Source organism: Flavobacterium supellecticarium, from assembly GCF_004801375.1.
Taxonomy (GTDB): domain Bacteria; phylum Bacteroidota; class Bacteroidia; order Flavobacteriales; family Flavobacteriaceae; genus Flavobacterium; species Flavobacterium supellecticarium.
This window is the reverse complement of record NZ_SSNZ01000001.1, coordinates 846,982-864,245: the sequence shown is the minus strand read 5'-3', so window position 1 is coordinate 864,245 and position 17,264 is coordinate 846,982. Positions and strand designations below refer to the sequence as shown.

Here is a 17,264-nt window from a genome sequence, read left to right as displayed (position 1 = left end):
AACTGATTAAAAGTAGTCGTTAAATAGATTATTTTTAACAGTTGGATATGCAAAGCCCCAAAATCATATTGCTCGGATTTTGGGGCTTTTGTATTTAGTTTTGTGTGGAAGGACAAACAAATTTGGTTAGTGCTACAGGAGTATTCCGAATTCCGGATATTCCTTTTTCAATATTAATGATATTGTGATAGCCTCTGGCTTTTAAAATCGAAGCCATAATCACCGAACGGTAACCACCGGCACAATGCAGGTAAAAATCACTTTCTGTAGGTACTTCCGATAATTGATTGTTTACAAAATCCAATGGAATATTGATTGCTCCCTCTACGTGTTCGGCACTGAATTCTCCCGGTTTTCGGGCGTCAACGATCGGCAGTTTGGTAGTGTCTTTGGCGGTTGCAAATTGCTCCGGTGTGATCGAAACAATACTGTCGGTTTCAAATCCGGCTGCTTTCCAGGCTTCAACTCCGCCTTTTAGGTAACCATGACAATTGTCAAATCCTACACGTGACAGTCGGGTGATGGCTTCTTTTTCTTTTCCTTCTGTTACAATTAATAAGATCGGTTGTTGCACATCCATAATCAAGGCGCCTACCCATGGAGCAAAATTTCCCTGTAGGCCAATAAAAATGGATCCCGGAATATGTTCTTTTACAAATTCGCTTTCATGACGTACATCCAATAGTAAAGCTTCCAACTGACCTGCCATGGCTTTGAATGCTTCCGGGCTAAGTGCGGTATCGGCTTTGGCCATTACCGTCTCGAGGCTGTCATAACCCTGAATGTTCATCAATACATTCTGTGGAAAATAGGCCGGAGGTGCTCCCAAACCATCCAAAAGTTCCGAAATGAATTCGTCTTTGGTCATATCTGCACGTAAGGCATAGTTCACTTTTTTCTGATTCCCAAGCGTATCGGTCGTTTCTTTACTCATATTTTTACCGCAAGCACTTCCGGCTCCGTGATTCGGATATACAATCAAATGATCCGGTAATGGCATGATTTTATCGCGTAATGAGTCGTATAACATCGAAGCCAGTTTTTCCTGTGTTAAATCGGATACCAGCTTCTGTGCCAGATCCGGACGTCCCACATCACCAATAAATAAGGTGTCTCCGGTTATGATACCGTGCATTTCTCCGTTTTCATTCAATAATAAATAACAGGTACTTTCCAACGTATGTCCGGGCGTATGAATGGCTTTTACCGTATAGTTCCCGATTTTAAATTCCTGACCGTCTGTAGCGATTGTCGCTTCAAAACCAGGTTGTGCGGTTGGACCGTATACAATTGTAGCACCGGTTTTTTGAGCCAGATCCAAATGTCCGGAAACAAAATCGGCATGGAAATGGGTTTCAAAAATATACTTGATCGTTGCGTTATCTTTGGTGGCTTTATCAATATAAGGCTGTACTTCGCGAAGCGGATCAAAAATGGCTGCTTCACCATTGCTCTCCAAATAATAGGCGGCGTGAGCAATACATCCGGTATAAATCTGTTCTATTTTCATAATTGTATTTTTTTATTTTGTGTAAAGATAAGCGGTTGCTTTTTTTTGAAAAGTGACTTTTGTCACAAATGAAAACTTTCCTTAAGCAGAATATAAACCGCCATTAGAAGGACAAACCAGCCAAAACCTTTTTTTAATTGTGTTTCGTTGATAAACCGGTTCAGGTAAATCCCTGCAAAGATACCGAAAACCGATACCAAAGAAAAAGTTAAAAGAAACGTCCAGTCGGCATTTAGATTTTCCAGATCTCCCGTAAAACCGATTAACGAGTTTATTGCGATGATCAATAAAGAAGTGCCAACTGCTTTTTTCATCGGAAGTTTAGCAAAGAAAACCAGGGACGGGATGATTAAAAAACCGCCACCGGCACCAATTAATCCAATGACCACTCCAATCAAAAAAGTCTGCGGAATCAGGAGGAAGAAATTGTTTTTAGAGGTATCCGTTTCAGTTTCATCGGCGTTTGCTTTTTTTCGAAGCATGGCCAATGCCGCGAGAAACATAATAATCGCAAAAAATCCCATCAAAAAGGTATCTTTTGACAATGTGATAAAATCTGTTTTTATAAGCGTATCCGGTAGCGCCGGAACTAAAAAACGACGCGTAAGGAAGACCGCAATAAACGACGGTATCGCAAATAAAAAAGCGGTTTTAACAGCAACCATTCCTTTAAAATAGTTGCGAATGGCTCCGAAACCGGAAGTTGTGCCAACAATAAACAGGGAATAGGCTGTAGCCGTAACCGGCGGAATTCCCAAAAGATAGACCAGTACCGGAACCGTTAGAATGGAACCGCCACCACCAGTTAGTCCTAAAATTAATCCAATGCAAAGCGCACCGATATATCCGAAAAACGATTCCATTTTAAAAAACAAGAATTTCGATTTTGTTACGATGTAATTTGATTTTTTGCTCGTCCTGTAAGCGTTTTAGTAAGCGAGAGATTACGACCCGTGAGGTATGCATTTCGGAAGCGATTTCCTGATGCGTTGTGCTGATTTCGGTGGTACCCAATACTTTTGCTTTGTCGGTGATAAATTTATACAGGCGTTCGTCCAGATTCATAAAGGCAAGTGTGTCGATGGCTTCCAGCATTTCCATCAAACGGGCGTTATAGCTTTCGAATACAAAATTCCGCCAGGTAGGGTATTTTACAATCCATTCTTCCATTTTAGCAATGGGAATCAGGACCATTTCACCATCGGTTTCGGCAATAGCGCGGATTTTACTTTTGTTTTTTCCCATGCAACAACTCAATGTCATCGCGCAGGTATCGCCCCGTTCTAAAAAATAAAGTAACAGTTCATCCCCATTGGGATCTTCCCGCATGATTTTGATGGCGCCTTGTAAGAGGAGTGGCATCCATTCTATATTTTCTCCTATTTCTATAAGATAGTCGTCGGCTTTGAATTTTTTATAACTGGAAATCGAGTTGATTTCTTCTAGCAGGGCTTCTTCAAAAATGAAGTCGTACGATTCGAATAAGAGTGCTTTCATATGGTATTTTTTGTAAAGGTATCTTTTTGAAGCGAAACTTGATGTAACATTTGTTTCAAAAGAATCGGGTACCATGGGTTTATATCCGGATTTATTTTTATCTTTATCAAACGCAATGAATTGCGTAGAAAACCTACCATCAGGCATTTTTTCCTTCCAAGTCCTGTTTCCCAAAAATAAATACAGTAAAGAATAACGGATGCGCTATCCTTATAACGCTTTCGATCTCCATTGCTATACCGTTTTTGTTACTCCTGTATTTCCCAAATCATACGCAGTATAAATGATATTGTCATTGGTAAATGTGTGTACTAGTAATAAATAACAATAACATATGCGTAAAACGACACTTTTTGTATTGATTATGATGATTCCGTTTATATGTAAAGCCCAGAATCCGGTTTCGAACCAAAAAATGACCGCCGATTCGATAACGCCTGCTTTTTTTCAATTGGGCGAAGTAAAAATAACCACTTTTAGGAAAAGTGTAATCAAAGATCGGATCAGTCAGGCCGCAATGGAAACCTATAACAAGACAGAAGTAGGACGCGCTTTAAATTTGTTGACAGGTGTAAACCTTACGGCATCCGGACCAAGAAATGAATCGATGGTTTCGATTCGGGGATTTGACCTTCGTGCCGTTCCGGTATATATGGATGGAATTCCGGTTTATGTTCCATATGACGGTTATGTGCATCTCGCCCGATTTACGACTTTCGATCTTTCGGCTATTGATGTTTCCAGGGGATTTTCATCCCTGCTTTACGGACCGAATTCTCTGGGTGGTGCTATTAATCTGATTTCAAAAAAACCTTCGGGAAAAATAGAATATAGCGGTGCTTTAGGTATGATCAATACTAATGGCTCCCGTGGGGATCTGAATATTGGTTCGAATTTAGGAAAATACTATTTTCAGACGGGATATTCCTATTTACATCGCAATAGTTATCGTATGGCTTCCGGTTTCCACGCTCGTCCGAATGAGGATGCTGGTGAACGGGATAATTCGTTTCGTACGGATCAGAGGATCAGTTTTAAAGCCGGATGGATACCCAACGAACGACATGAATATGTGTTGGGTTATTGCTATCAGAAAGGTGAAAAAGGAACACCGGTTTATGTTGGAGATGATCAACTGAATCCGCTTTTGGCCAAACCCCGTTTCTGGCAATGGCCTGTCTGGGATAAGGAAACATATTATTTTTTATCGGATACGAAGTTAAATGATACGGATTATATCCGGAGCAGAATTTATTATGATACATTTAAAAATACACTCAACAGTTATGATGATGCTTCCTATACGACACAAACCAAGCCTTATGCTTTTCAAAGTCTTTATGATGATTATACCTATGGAGGAAATGTTACGTTTGGAGCGGCACCGACGTCATTCTTAGTGTAAATAACGTAACGCCGGGTAAATCGCAAATGCAAAATATCGGGGCAGCCGAATTTATGGGAATGGAAATAACTTTTAAATATGATTTCCGGGAAAAGTTGTCTGTGGGAGGTAATTACTCCTATATAGAAAGGCATAATAACACCAATCCGGCTGTTTTGTTCACGGATATTCCCAATACAAAAGTATTTCTGTATACGCAGTATAAGCCGATAAAACCGATACGGTTACTAGCCAGTACTGAATTTAATACATCGCGAAACAGTTCGAGCTACGGAACCAAAGCCGCGGATTTTACGCTTGTAAATTCGACTGTATCGGCCCGGTTATGGCGGTATACGGATATTGAAGCCGGGATTAATAATGTTTTTGATAAAAATTATAGGTTAGTTGAAGGATATCCGGAAGAAGGCCGGAATTTTTTTGTGACACTTCGGATTTTTAATAACTAAAAAAGACCGGTTGCTGAGGCCGGCCTTTCGTTTTAAATAAAACCTGATAAATAAAAAAAATGAAAGTATAAGCGTCAATTATCAATAAACCGGATTCGTTTATCATTAATATACACGTACCGATATGAATTCTTAATCGTTACAAATGAAAAACATATTCTAAAAACGAATAATTTTTTGCCTGAAAAGTAAAGCTATTTGCACTAAAAATACCGGATGATTTTAGAAGGAATGGCGTGAATAAAAGGGACGTACAACAGGTTTACTTGAAAAAGGAATAAACAAGACATTATGTAGACAGAAACAGACACTGTTTTTAGCCGTCTCGATTCACTTTTTATTGTAAGAGGACTTCCCTTTGTGTCGAATTATAAAAGCTACAATTTTGGGAGTTGGAAAACAGGTCTAAATGCCGTTTAAATTATGTTAATTTATTAGGTAATTCGTTTTTGCTTCAATTTTAATACTATATATTTGTATGCTTTTTTACAGAGCAATCTAACAAACAAACAAAAGTAAGTTGTAAATTATTAAATAGTATGGCAACAGCACAAAAGCCGAAGGCTAGCATGTATGAAAATGTTAAGAATCAGTTTGAAAAAGCTGCTTCTGTGATGGGACTGGATGAGACTGTTAAAAAAATCCTTTCTGTTACGAATAACGAAATTGTTGTTCATTTTCCGGTGAAAATGGATAACGGAACAGTCGAAATGTTCACAGGGTACAGAGTACAACACAATAATGTTTTAGGTCCTTACAAAGGAGGTTTGCGTTACCACGCAACGGTTGACATCGATGCTGCAAGAGCATTGGCTACCTGGATGACTTGGAAAACATCTTTGGCCGGCCTTCCGTATGGAGGTGGTAAAGGGGGTATCCAATTGGATCCGAAAAAATATTCACAAGGCGAATTAGAGCGTATCACGCGTCGTTTTGCCTATGCATTAGGAGATAATATTGGTCCGGAACACGATATCCCGGCACCGGATGTGAATACCAATGCACAAATGATGGCTTGGATTGCCGATACTTATATGTCGACAAAAGCACCGGCTGAACGTTCTAAAAACCAACACGTTGTTACAGGTAAGCCTGTAGGATCAGGAGGTTTGGAAGGTAGAGACCGTGCTACTGGTTTTGGTGTAGTCGTAACATTGGAGTCCTGGGCTAAATTAAGAGGAACTTCTTTAGAAGGTAAAAAATATATCGTTCAGGGGTTTGGTAACGTAGGATACTGGGCTGCTCACTTTATGAACAAAAACGGGGCTATCCTTGTTGGTGTTCAGGATGCAACCGGAACAATTTACAACCCGGAAGGAATTGATCCGGAAGCTTTATTGCGTTTCCAGGCCGATAACAATACCATTTCAGGATACAAAGGTACTCAGGATTATAAAGCAGATGAATTCTTCGGAATTGACTGTGATATCGTGATCCCGGCTGCTTTAGGTAACCAGATTACTGCTGAAAATGCTGATTCTATCAAGGCTCAGGTTATTGCTGAAGGAGCTAATGGTCCTATCGATACCGATGGTGAAACAATCTTATTAGCAAAAGGAATCGAAATTATTCCAGACATCTTATGTAACTCAGGAGGTGTAATCGGAAGTTATTTCGAGTGGTTACAAAACCGTAACGGAGAAATCTGGACTATGGATGACGTAATCATCAAATTAAGAAAAAAACTGGAAGATGCATTCAGCAAGGTAGTTTTAACCGGAAGTCAGTATAAAACAGACTGGAGAACGGCTGCTTATGTTCAGGCATTAGCCCGAATTGAAATGGCATACAAACAAAGAGGTATTTTCCCATAATTGGGTAGAACATACGATACGAAAAGGGGCTGACTCACTTTTGAGTCAGCCCCTTTTTATTTGATCAGATGACTTAGTGCCATACAAAACCATCCGAAAAATAATAGCAAACCACCAATTGGCGTTATGGGACCGAGAAATTTTAATTTTTTACCACCAATGCTGCTCAGGCATAAACCGTAAATGCTAAATGAGAATAAAAACGTACCGATTATAAAAAAACAGGCCGTCAGAGTTTCAATTGTTTTTGAAAAAGTGAATAGATTACTGATAAAAACCAATGCCAGTGCATGGTACATCTGGTATTTTACTCCGGTTTCAAAACTGTTGAGCGATTTGGTACTTAGTTTCTTTTGTAGGATATGTGCTCCAAAAGCTCCGAAAATAACGGCTAAACCGCCATAGCAGGCACCAATAGTGAGTAGGGTCTCTTTCATAATTGTTCGTTGTTTGGTGGGAAAGTAGTTTTAGTATTACAAATATAAGCGGGAGAAGCCAAACCACCAATTAAATTCTTAAATCTGCATTTAGTATCTTTGCCGGATGAATGGGAAAGTTTACGATAAAACCAATTTTTTTAAGCATACCTTCTGTATTTTTAGGGAGGTGGCTCCCGATGCGGTACAAGAAAAAAAGTTTCATTATACCAGTAAATCGGGAAGTAGTTATTATTTTACAGAGGAAGGTGTATATCGAAACGCCAATCATTGGGGAAGAGCGGCCAATTGTCGTTGGCGTTTGCTGCCTTTAACGGATGGAAAAACGAATAATGCCATAGCCAAAACCGGCTATGCAAAATGGACGGATTTTTATCCGAATAATGAAACGGAAAATTTGTTTTATATCGAATGGGATCCCGAAACCGATGCCATTCATTTCCAACATAAATCGAACCCGGAATACAACGGTAATGCCGTTTTGCGTAATGCTGCCGAAACCACCAAACGTATACAATTGATCAAAAAACTTTTTGAAACCGATAACTGGGCCGATTATCTTAAGTATGACGATTTTGAGGCTTTACGAAAAACGATAACGGAAGCTTTGATCACAACAAATAAAACCCTGCAACAAATCAAACAACCCTTTTTGTAATGAGTCGGCAAAACGAAGAAAATAGAAAAAAGCACAGTAAGAAAATCAACGAAAAGCGTTTGCGGGAACAGCGTTCGGAATCCGATCGCAAAGCCAAATTGAAATTGATTCTGCAAAAATTTAATTCTGATACCAATGCTGACTAATTGTTATTGCGGGAATCTGATACCGTTTTCCGACTGTTGCGAACCGTATATTAAAGGAATTAAAGCGGCGCCTACTGCCGAAACACTAATGCGTTCCAGGTATTCGGCCTATGCGGTTCATGCGATTGAGTACCTACTCAAAACGACGCATATTTCACAACGCAAATACCATTCGAAAAAAGACATCGAACAATGGGCGGTATCCAACCAATGGGTGAAACTGGAAGTACTTCAGGCTACCGAAAAAACTGTAGAATTTAAAGCGTACTTTCTGGATGATCAACTACAGCCACAGGTGCACCATGAAAAATCGACCTTTAAACAACAAAACGGGCATTGGTTTTATGTAGACGGGAAATTTTACTAAACTATTTCTTAATTGAATAATGATCGAATACGGCTTTGGATACCTTTGCTATGATAGTATTGTTAGTCGTATCATCTTCCATCGAATTTTTTACGAATACGGCTATGGCGTAGGTTTGTCCGCCGGGTAGAAAAACAATGCCGATATCGTTTTCGGCTGCTTTTAAACCTTCTTTACTGCGAAAGGAGCTACCGGTTTTATGCGCCACAAGTATGTCTTTTGGTAAAAGTCCTTTTAGTTTATCCGGTCCGGTTTTGGTACCCAACATCACGTTTAACAGGTAATCATAAGACGTAGGAGACAAGATTTTCATCTGATAAAATTGCTGTAGCAGTTGTACGGCCGCCAGTGGTGATGTCGTATTCAGATACTGATTTTCCCATTTCAGATGCATTTCTTCTTCCGTAGCAGTGATACGCGTGTCTTTTATTTTTAGGTTTTTAATATAGCGATCTACTTTTTTGGTACCACCGGCCAGACGGAATAAGATGTCGCAGGCGTTATTATCACTTAGAGCAACCATATAGCTTAAAAGTTCGCTTAGTTTGATGTTAATATTGCCATACGGGTAATTTTCGCGAAGCGGACTATGCGTGTTTTCTAATAATTCAGATTTCTTGACAAAAATATCCTGATCCAGTCGTAATTTTCCTTGATCAACCAAATGCAAAACAGCCAGTGCGACATGAAATTTATACACACTTAGGGTTGGATAATCCGGTGTGTTGTTAAAGGTTACTGTATCTTTTGTCGTAAAATTATATACGGCAATACCAACGGTCGCTTTTTTGTCTTTAACGATTTCCTGGAATTGTACACTCAGTGGACTTACCTGAGCAAAAGCAGAACCTCCAAAGATAAGTGTGAGAATAATTGGTAACGTTTTAAATAATTTCATATTTGAGTAGTATTGCGTATAACGTTCTGTTAGCTTGGCGATAGTAATGGAGTAACGGATTGGTTTCTGTTAATGATAAATTTTTTTGTAAAAAAAGTGTCAAGTTTACTAAGCAAGTAATTAATAATTACGACAAACTGCTGCTAGATACTGTTTTTTACGTTTTTATTTTCTATGGACTTCATGCTGCTTTGAAGAAGTCGCTTAGTTGATAATAATTGTCTTCCAGTAAATATTAATGATTTTCTTCTTTCGTATCTAAAATATACTAATGATTCATAAGCTTGTTTATTTGATATTAATATATCGAGTAATTCTGTAACTCTTGGGTCTGATTTATCGAAATTTGGGATTTCAATTATGATTGGATTTACAACTTGGTTAAATACAATGTCTAAATTATTACCTAATCCATTACGTAATATTTCTCTTTGTTTAAAAACCACCTTATCTTGAATCAAAGCCATTAATTTGTCATTTTGTAATTTAGTAGTTACAAACTTATTGTTGAATTCAAGTAAACGTTTTAATGAACTATTCCACAGTCCGATACTTCTATTTAAAGGCTCGTTTAAAGTTTGGTTGATTTTATTTTGAGATGAAATGAAATCTTCAATATTATGAAGACTATTTTTTATATTTATAAAGTCTTCTGATTTCTTCTTAATTTCTCCTTTTTTGTTAAGTACTAAAATTTGAAACAAATATTTAAAGTCAATTTCTCTAATTTCTGTAAGTTTGAGTTCAGGCATTATTGAAAGTGCTAAATTTTTTGCTTCCCAATCTTTTGTTTTTTTACAAACTTTTGAAATCTCATCAACTTGAAAAGTTATAAAAGTAAGAATAGATAAAATATTAATTCTAAAATATTCTTCCATTTCTTTATTTTCTTCAATTTGTTTTTTCTCTTCAACCCTTTTTTGCTCGCGAATTCCTTGTCTATAAATCCATATAGAAATAAATCCTCCTAAAAAGGCAGAAAATAGCGGAACTATAATTTCTGATAATAGTTTTAGGTTTAATAAATTTGTGTCTAACGTCACGTGGCTTTACGGGATTTTAGGATTTTTGTTACTGATGTTTACAAATATATCGAAATGAATAAAAGAAAAAAAAACTTATTTCGATGAAGAAAATACGAGTACTAACTCTGCCAGATATATACTCGAGCACAAATTTCGTAAAGCCACTGTTAGCGCTAGTTATTATTTTCTCTGTAAAGTTTTAAACCTCTTAATTTATTGTTTATTAAATAAAATATTCCTGTGGAAACTAAAAACATAATTACTTTTAGAAATAATGAAAGTGCTAAATTAGAAGGATAAATATCAACTTCATTATACATTGTCCATGAGCTTGGGAGATAATCCCGGTGAAACATTATAGTAATTATAATCATTCTTTCTATTGATATCATCAAGAGAATACTAAAGAATATTCGAAGAAAAATATTTTTTCTAATAGCCTTGAATCGTAACAATTGTGTAATTAATACCCAAAGTAATGGTTGAATCCAAATCCCAAACCAATACTTTCCAAACATTCTGTTCAAAAGTTCAGTTTTTTCTTCTTGAGGTAGGACATTTAATTGAACAAATATCCCGATAATCCATAATATTAAATACACAATGCCTATGAACGAAATAAATCGATTTGTTTCTTCATCAACTTTTTTGATAATAGGGTTCTTAATAAAAATTGAGAAAAGAAAGTATAGAAAAGTAAATAATCCAAAAGCTGTAAAAAAGTCTATTTGAATTAATTGTAATGTGAAAATTATTTGCTCCGTCATCATTAAATTGTTGTTCATATTGTTTGGGATAATTACCACTAACAACCAAAATTACAATAAATCAATCGTTTTAATAAATAAAAAAGCCTTTTAGTTTTGAGCTAAAAGGCTTTATAATAGGGTATGTTTTTGCTTATAGCTTATTCATATTTCCGGCTAAGGTTTCGATAAATTTACCGATTGGTCCTTTAACCATCATCGCCATCATCGGGTTAAATTCGCCTGTAAATAACAATTGAACTTCCGAGGTATTGGCCGTTAACGTGTTGATGTTAGCGGTTAACGTAAAAGGTAATTTGTCGCTGGCAGCACCCAAAACAACTTTGTTTGGAGCCACTTTATCTTTCATTTTTAATTTGATCTCCGGCATACCTTTTAATCCGAAAATAAAAGCGTTTTCATCCAATACTTCGAATTTAGCAATGTTCTCCGGCATTAATTTCTCAAAGTTTTTTACATCGGTAAGCGCATCAAATAAATATTGGGCGGATTTTTCTACGTTAACTTTTGGGCTTTCTAAATTCATATTCTGTATTGGTTTTTTGCTAAATTAGGTTTATTACACTTCGATTCCCCAGGTTGAAGGGTTCTGACGCCATTCTTTTAGGGTTTCGTGTTCTTCTTCGGTGATGTATTTTTTTTCAACAGCTGCTTCCAAAAGCGTGTCGTAATTTCCAAGGGTATACAAGTCGACATTGGCTGCTTTGAAATTATCCTGAGCCAGATCAAAACCATAGGTAAAGATGGCCACCATCCCTTTTACATTCGCTCCGGCTTCTTTTAAGGCTTCAACCGCCATTAAACTACTTTTTCCGGTACTGATAAGGTCTTCGATAACCACTACGTTTTGTCCTTTTTGTAAAAAACCTTCCACCTGATTCTGACGACCGTGTTTTTTAGGTTCCGGGCGTACATAAACAAAAGGAAGTCCAAGATATTCTGCTACCAGTATTCCAATACCAATAGCTCCGGTTGCCACTCCGGCAATCACATCGGGTTTGCCAAATTCTTTTTCGATATGTTTGGCAAATTCATCACGGATATAATTCCGGATCGGTGGAAATGAAAGCGTTATACGGTTATCGCAGTAAATTGGCGATTTCCATCCAGAAGCCCATGTAAAAGGATTTTTTGGATTTAATTTAATTGCGTTTATTTGTAAAAGCAATTCGGCAGTTTTTTTAGCTGTGTCTGTATTAAAAATCATAGTACAAATGTATAAAGTTTTTGTGAACGACAAACCACTTTTCTTGACAAATCAAATTGTTAAAGAAACCGATTTTCAGCTTTTTCTTTTAGAAAGTGTGGATATCAAGCAAGTTATTGTAAAAATGTTTCAGAATAAGATTCCAAAAGCTTTTTTGTATTATCCTGATGAAAAGGAAATTATGAAAAAACTAAAAGCCAAAATTCCGGTGGTAAAAGCCGGAGGCGGATTGGTTTACAATAAAAAAGGCGAGGTGCTTTTTATCTTCCGGAACGGGAAATGGGACCTGCCTAAAGGAGGCATCGAAAAACGGGAGGAAATCGACGAAACAGCTATCCGTGAAGTAGAGGAAGAAACCGGCGTAACCGGTTTGAAGATTGTGCAAAAACTGCAAAAAACCTATCATGTTTTTAAACGAAACGGTCGCTATAAATTAAAAGTGACCCATTGGTTTGAAATGAAAACGGATTTTGATGGTATTCCGAAGGGTCAGATTGAAGAAGGTATCGAAAAAGTCGCCTGGTTAAAACCCGATGAAATTAAAGAAGCGCTGACCAATTCCTATGAAAACATTAAATTATTGTTTGAGACCGAAAAGGTAACCGAATAAAAAATGCCCCAAATAGTGTCTGACTTTTTGGGGCATGTTCAATCCCGGCTTTTTTTAATTTACGATGCGATATACGGGATATTGCATATGTGATTTTTCGTAGTATTTTGAATTGCGGTAGACCCAATCCAGTTGTGCCTCGCCGCTATTTTCAAATTTGGAATCGCTTTTTCGCTTTTCGTCCAAAGCCTTTTTTAGTTCCGGATTGTCCAGAAGCAGTTGCTTGGCCACATCTTCAAAAACATAAGGCGAATAGTATTCCTTTTGCTGTAAAATGGCATCAAAGAAATTCCAGTTAAAATACGAATCCACCGCTTCCGGCTCGAGCGTTTCCAATAGGAATTTGACATTCTTCTGTTGTGTCGGAATCAGATAATCCCCTTTTTTAAAGGCTTGTTTTACAGTAGTTTTGATAACGTTGGTGTTCGAATGTCCGTAGTGACCTTCGAAAGCGGAATTTCCGGTTTTATAATCGGTTATTCGATAACTTTCAACCGTAATAATACTATCCTGTTGCAGGCGTTTCATCGTGATGTTGTTTAGCTTTAGCAAATCGGTTACATTCCACCATTGTTTCGGGATAACGTAGTATTCCGGAATACTGACCTGTTTTTTCGGTTTATAAAGTTCATAATACGGAATCATTTTTTTGAAAGGTTTATTTCGGTCGTAATACAAACGCGGTTTTCCGGAAACGTCGCTTGGTTTGTAGTTGCCTTCATAGCCCAAAAACGGAATCTGAGTCACTTTAGCCGAATCGATTTCCCATTCTACCGTATATTTTGTATTCGGTTTATAAGCCTCCAGGGTTTCACGGCGGATGTTTTTTATTGTCTGATAATGCACGTCTGTATAACGAAGCGTACTCAGCATATATTCGTAAGTCACTTTTACGCGATCACTGTATTTTTTTAGCATATGGGTTTCGACCATAGCGCCAAATGAATTGAATAAAGACGCATAACCGGTCGAAAAACGAGCGGTTTCCATATTTTTAGCAAAACCGTTTTCTGGTGTTTTATTGTAAATATTTACATAAGGTACCGGTTCTATTTTTTTGGATTGCAGGTCTTTTAAAATGGCCGGGTACATTTCGCTGTTAAAATATGTTCCGGCTTTTCCGCCTAATTTCTGATAGTGTGTCGCAATATACGTTAGCGTATACTGGTAATCGGCACCGTTACTGACGTGGTTGTCGATAAAAACATCCGGATACACCAATTGGAAAATTTCAGCAAAACTGCGGGCGTTTCGGGTATCCGATTTGATAAAATCCCGGTTCAGATCATAATTGCGTGCATTACCACGGAAACCAAAAGATTCCGGTCCGTTTTGGTTGACACGCGACGTGGAATTCCGATTTAAGGCACCACCGATATTGTAAATCGGAATGGTTACCACAACCGTATTGTTTGGAAGTGCAATCTTTCCGGTAGCCAAATCGCGGAACAGCATCATGGTCGCATCGATACCGTCGGGTTCTCCGGGATGAATTCCGTTGTTGATCAAAAGAATAGCTTTTTCGTTTTGTATACTGGCAAAATCAAATACTTTGCCGGGATTAAAGGTTACGATATGTAACGGTTCGCCACTGTCGGTTAATCCCATCGTTCGCATGGAAATACTTTCAAAATTTTTGTCCAGCATTTCATAGTAGGCTATGGTTTCTTCGTAGGTAGCCGTCTGATTTCCATTGCCTTTTTCGTAGGGTGTTGCATACTTTTGCTGTGCTAATAATGGAAGGCATTGCAGTAAAAAAAGAAGTGCAATTTTATAGGATTTTTTCATTCGAATAATGCGGTTTGTGGTTTCTGTATTTGTTTGTGGTAAATGTAAGATTTATTGCGTTGTAAATTATCTGATTTTCGAATAAAAGGAGCTCGTCTTGTTATTGAAATTGTAAGTCGAAATTGAAGTTTTTAGGAGCAACTTTTTTATTAATTAGATTGTGTTTTGGGTATATAATTTTTAATTTCCCTTTTTTATAGGATATTTCGTTAAATTTTATACTTTTTTTAGGGAATCATTTTTTTTATGATTAGATTCGCGTTTGTAACTCAAAAAACATTTAAACATGAAAAAAATTACTCTTTTAGTATTGTTTTGTTTAACATCCCTTGCTATAAATGCACAAACTGTGCTAACTCATTCGAGTTCACAGGCAATTGATGGTAATACTGTAGCGTGTGGAAACAGCAGTACTGGTACATCTAGTGATAACCGTTATTACAGAGCTTTTAATCTGGCTTCAATGGGAGTGACTTCAAGTTTTAACTTATCTGCCATTCAGTTTGGAGTAGCGTCATTAACAGCTCCAAGTGGTTATGTAGTAACCGTTAAGGCATATTCAACTACAGCTACTTTTCCTACAGGATTTCCTGCAACAGGATATACATTGTTAGGACAGGCAGACTATACGGTTCAGGCGGCTAATGTTGGAACCATTGTATCGGTGCCGTTAACAGCTACGGTTCCTGCTAATTCAACATTGGTAGTTGAAGTAGGATATGCTGCCGGAGCAACCGGAGTGCGAATCAGTTTAGGATCGAATACAGCACCACAAACAGGACCAAGTTATATTGCTTCAACAGCTTGTAGTATTGCTACTCCGACTGACGTAGCGGCAATTAACTTCCCGGATGTACACATGGTGATCAACGCTGTTGGAACAACACTTGGCGTGAATGAATTCGCTTCAAAATTAGTATCTGTTTTCCCGAACCCTACTTCAGGTTCTCTTACTGTACAAATGCCTAACGAATTGCAAATTAACAAAGCGGCTTTAGTAGACGTATCCGGAAAACAATTTGCCGTTTCGGTAAACAACGGAAATACAATTGATATTTCTGGATTCGCAACCGGAATCTATATGTTGAATTTAGAAACAGCAGAGGGTACTTTGGTTAAGAAAATTGTAAAACAATAGTCAACCGATACCTTATAAAAAATAAAAGTCGCCTTATGGCGACTTTTTTATTTTAGAACTACCGATTCGGGCACCAGGACACGATAATCACCGTTATTCCGGATCACATCGCGAACAATACTGGAACTGATATAAGACGTACTCGCAGCAGTTAATAAAAAGACCGTTTCAATCTGTGATAACTTACGATTGGTATGTGCAATGGCTTTTTCGAACTCGAAATCAGCCGGATTGCGAAGTCCACGTAAAATAAATTGTGCATTTAGTTTTTGGCATAAATCAATCGTCAGACCGGTATAGGTTACCACACTTATCTTAGGTTCGTTTTGAAACGCATCAGTGATAAATTTCAAACGATCTTCCAACGAAAACATATATTTTTTTTCAGCATTTACACCAATGGCAATAACAATTTCATCAAATAGCGGTAAAGCCCGGTTAATGATGTCATAATGTCCGAGAGTAATCGGATCGAACGAACCGGGAAAGATGGCTTTTCTCATATTATTTCAGGGCTAGTGTAATCGCGTTATCAAATAAATTCGGAAGCGAAATTCCGGCTTCACGGGCTTGTTGCGGTAAAATACTTTCGGTGGTTAATCCCGGAATCGTATTCATTTCGAGCATATGCGGTTCGCCGTTTACAATGATAAATTCACTACGCGAAAAGCCTTTCATTTTAAGAACTTCATAGGCGCGTTTGGCCACTGCATTTACTTTTTCGGTTAGTTCCGGAGCAATTCGAGCCGGAGTGATTTCCTGTGATTTTCCAAGATATTTGGCTTCATAATCAAAGAAATCGTTTTCGGAAACAATCTCCGTTATCGGTAATACTTTGATTTCTCCTTTATAATTGATCACACCAACTGAAACTTCGGTTCCGTCAAGGAAACTTTCGATGATGATCTCGTTATCTTCTTTATAGGCATTTTCGATTGCCGGTAATAATTCGGCCTCGGTTTTTACTTTGGAAATACCAAAACTGGAACCCGATTTATTTGGTTTTACAAAACAAGGCAAGCCTACAGTTTTGATAATGGTAGCTGTGTCGATAGTATCACCCAGATTCAGATAATAGGAGGTAGCGGTTTTGATACCATAGGGCTTTAAAACCGATAACAGGTCACGCTTGTTAAAGGTTAATGCCGCCTGATAATAATCACAGGACGTTTGCGGAATTCCCAATAACTCAAAATAGGCCTGCATAAGTCCGTCTTCGCCCGGAGTACCGTGAATGGCATTAAAAACGACATCAAACGATAAAGTATTTCCTTGGTAGGCTACGGTAAAATCATGACGGTTCACCGAGTATTCGGTATTATTGTCGTCAACCATTACCCATTTGTCTCTAAAAATATGGATACGGTAGGCGTTATATTTTGATTTGTCTAAAAAAGAATAGACCACATTTCCACTGGTAAGGGAGATTTGGTACTCGCTGGAATAGCCTCCCATGATAATGGCAACATTTTTCATTTTGTTCCGTTTGAATAATGAGTTAGTATACTACAAAAGTATTATTATTTGTTGAATCATGTTGGTTTGTGA

Annotated in this window: 20 protein-coding genes; 8 read left to right on the top strand and 12 right to left on the bottom strand. The window is 37.7% G+C overall.

What is annotated here, in order from left to right; genetic code table 11:
- Positions 1-94: 94 nt before the first annotated feature.
- From E6C50_RS03985 to E6C50_RS03975, 3 genes are all read right to left on the bottom strand, one after another.
- Positions 95-1,510 carry an MBL fold metallo-hydrolase gene (locus E6C50_RS03985; protein ID WP_136401895.1) on the bottom strand — a complete coding sequence of 472 codons (1,416 nt, stop codon included), beginning with the start codon at positions 1,508-1,510 and terminating at the stop codon, positions 95-97.
- Positions 1,511-1,572: 62 nt separating this feature from the next.
- Complete coding sequence (locus tag E6C50_RS03980; RefSeq protein ID WP_136401894.1) at positions 1,573-2,373, bottom strand: sulfite exporter TauE/SafE family protein; 801 nt, start codon at positions 2,371-2,373, stop codon at positions 1,573-1,575.
- A gap of 1 nt (position 2,374) precedes the next feature.
- Positions 2,375-3,007 (bottom strand): Crp/Fnr family transcriptional regulator, encoded by a 633-nt coding sequence (locus E6C50_RS03975; protein ID WP_136401893.1) that lies wholly within the window; start codon positions 3,005-3,007, stop codon positions 2,375-2,377.
- Positions 3,008-3,341: 334 nt separating this feature from the next.
- Here E6C50_RS03975 and E6C50_RS03970 point away from each other — a divergent pair, with 334 nt between their 5' ends.
- The 3 genes from E6C50_RS03970 (at position 3,342) to E6C50_RS03960 (ending at position 6,675) form a co-directional block, all read left to right on the top strand.
- Positions 3,342-4,412, top strand: a complete 1,071-nt coding sequence (locus tag E6C50_RS03970) for a TonB-dependent receptor plug domain-containing protein (RefSeq protein WP_136401892.1) — start codon at positions 3,342-3,344, stop codon at positions 4,410-4,412.
- Positions 4,413-4,438: 26 nt separating this feature from the next.
- The gene (locus E6C50_RS03965; protein ID WP_230978954.1) at positions 4,439-4,861 is read left to right on the top strand and encodes a porin family protein; all 423 of its coding nucleotides are present in this window, start codon (positions 4,439-4,441) and stop codon (positions 4,859-4,861) included.
- A 539-nt stretch (positions 4,862-5,400) separates the two neighbouring features.
- A complete protein-coding gene (locus E6C50_RS03960; protein ID WP_136401890.1) occupies positions 5,401-6,675 on the top strand; it encodes a Glu/Leu/Phe/Val family dehydrogenase in 1,275 nt (424 codons plus the stop codon).
- A gap of 56 nt (positions 6,676-6,731) precedes the next feature.
- Here E6C50_RS03960 and E6C50_RS03955 read toward each other — a convergent pair whose 3' ends face one another.
- The gene (locus tag E6C50_RS03955) at positions 6,732-7,112 is read right to left on the bottom strand and encodes a DUF423 domain-containing protein (RefSeq protein WP_136401889.1); all 381 of its coding nucleotides are present in this window, start codon (positions 7,110-7,112) and stop codon (positions 6,732-6,734) included.
- 106 nt (positions 7,113-7,218) lie between these two features.
- On the opposite strand from E6C50_RS03955, the gene E6C50_RS03950 reads away from it, so the two are divergent.
- Genes E6C50_RS03950 through E6C50_RS03945 form a run of 3 tightly spaced genes read left to right on the top strand, consistent with a single transcriptional unit; the run spans position 7,219 to position 8,283 of the window.
- Complete coding sequence (locus E6C50_RS03950) at positions 7,219-7,770, top strand: hypothetical protein (RefSeq protein ID WP_136401888.1); 552 nt, start codon at positions 7,219-7,221, stop codon at positions 7,768-7,770.
- Complete coding sequence (locus tag E6C50_RS17585) at positions 7,770-7,916, top strand: hypothetical protein (RefSeq protein WP_168732734.1); 147 nt, start codon at positions 7,770-7,772, stop codon at positions 7,914-7,916. The genes E6C50_RS03950 and E6C50_RS17585 overlap by 1 nt, the downstream gene beginning before the upstream one ends.
- Entirely contained in the window at positions 7,906-8,283 is a 378-nt protein-coding gene (locus E6C50_RS03945) for a YchJ family protein (RefSeq protein WP_136401887.1), read from the top strand. The genes E6C50_RS17585 and E6C50_RS03945 overlap by 11 nt, the downstream gene beginning before the upstream one ends.
- 1 nt (position 8,284) lies before the next feature.
- Here the strand turns inward: E6C50_RS03945 and bla are convergent, their stop codons facing one another.
- The 5 genes from bla to pyrE form a co-directional block, all read right to left on the bottom strand.
- Positions 8,285-9,181, bottom strand: coding sequence for a class A beta-lactamase, subclass A2 (gene bla, locus E6C50_RS03940; protein ID WP_136401886.1), 897 nt, complete (start codon positions 9,179-9,181; stop codon positions 8,285-8,287).
- Positions 9,182-9,324: 143 nt separating this feature from the next.
- Positions 9,325-10,224: a hypothetical protein gene (locus E6C50_RS03935; protein ID WP_136401885.1), complete on the bottom strand. Its 900-nt coding sequence runs from the start codon at positions 10,222-10,224 to the stop codon at positions 9,325-9,327.
- 155 nt (positions 10,225-10,379) lie between these two features.
- Entirely contained in the window at positions 10,380-10,991 is a 612-nt protein-coding gene (locus E6C50_RS03930; RefSeq protein WP_136401884.1) for a hypothetical protein, read from the bottom strand.
- Between the two features lie 115 nt (positions 10,992-11,106).
- A complete protein-coding gene (locus E6C50_RS03925; RefSeq protein WP_136401883.1) occupies positions 11,107-11,499 on the bottom strand; it encodes an SRPBCC family protein in 393 nt (130 codons plus the stop codon).
- Positions 11,500-11,532: 33 nt separating this feature from the next.
- Positions 11,533-12,180, bottom strand: coding sequence for an orotate phosphoribosyltransferase (gene pyrE / locus E6C50_RS03920; protein WP_136401882.1), 648 nt, complete (start codon positions 12,178-12,180; stop codon positions 11,533-11,535).
- Between the two features lie 7 nt (positions 12,181-12,187).
- Here pyrE and E6C50_RS03915 point away from each other — a divergent pair, with 7 nt between their 5' ends.
- On the top strand, positions 12,188-12,790 hold the full coding sequence (locus tag E6C50_RS03915) for an NUDIX hydrolase (protein ID WP_136401881.1): 603 nt from the start codon (positions 12,188-12,190) through the stop codon (positions 12,788-12,790).
- Between the two features lie 54 nt (positions 12,791-12,844).
- On the opposite strand, the gene E6C50_RS03910 is transcribed toward E6C50_RS03915, so the two are convergent.
- Positions 12,845-14,578, bottom strand: a complete 1,734-nt coding sequence (locus E6C50_RS03910) for a M14 family metallopeptidase (protein ID WP_136401880.1) — start codon at positions 14,576-14,578, stop codon at positions 12,845-12,847.
- A gap of 286 nt (positions 14,579-14,864) precedes the next feature.
- Between E6C50_RS03910 and E6C50_RS03905 the strand changes: the two genes are divergently transcribed.
- The gene (locus tag E6C50_RS03905; protein WP_136401879.1) at positions 14,865-15,716 is read left to right on the top strand and encodes a T9SS type A sorting domain-containing protein; all 852 of its coding nucleotides are present in this window, start codon (positions 14,865-14,867) and stop codon (positions 15,714-15,716) included.
- A 47-nt stretch (positions 15,717-15,763) separates the two neighbouring features.
- On the opposite strand, the gene coaD is transcribed toward E6C50_RS03905, so the two are convergent.
- Together coaD and E6C50_RS03895 are read right to left on the bottom strand one after the other, a co-directional pair.
- On the bottom strand, positions 15,764-16,219 hold the full coding sequence (gene coaD / locus E6C50_RS03900) for a pantetheine-phosphate adenylyltransferase (protein ID WP_136401878.1): 456 nt from the start codon (positions 16,217-16,219) through the stop codon (positions 15,764-15,766).
- A gap of 1 nt (position 16,220) precedes the next feature.
- A complete protein-coding gene (locus tag E6C50_RS03895; protein WP_136401877.1) occupies positions 16,221-17,192 on the bottom strand; it encodes a D-alanine--D-alanine ligase in 972 nt (323 codons plus the stop codon).
- Positions 17,193-17,264 lie beyond the last annotated feature (72 nt).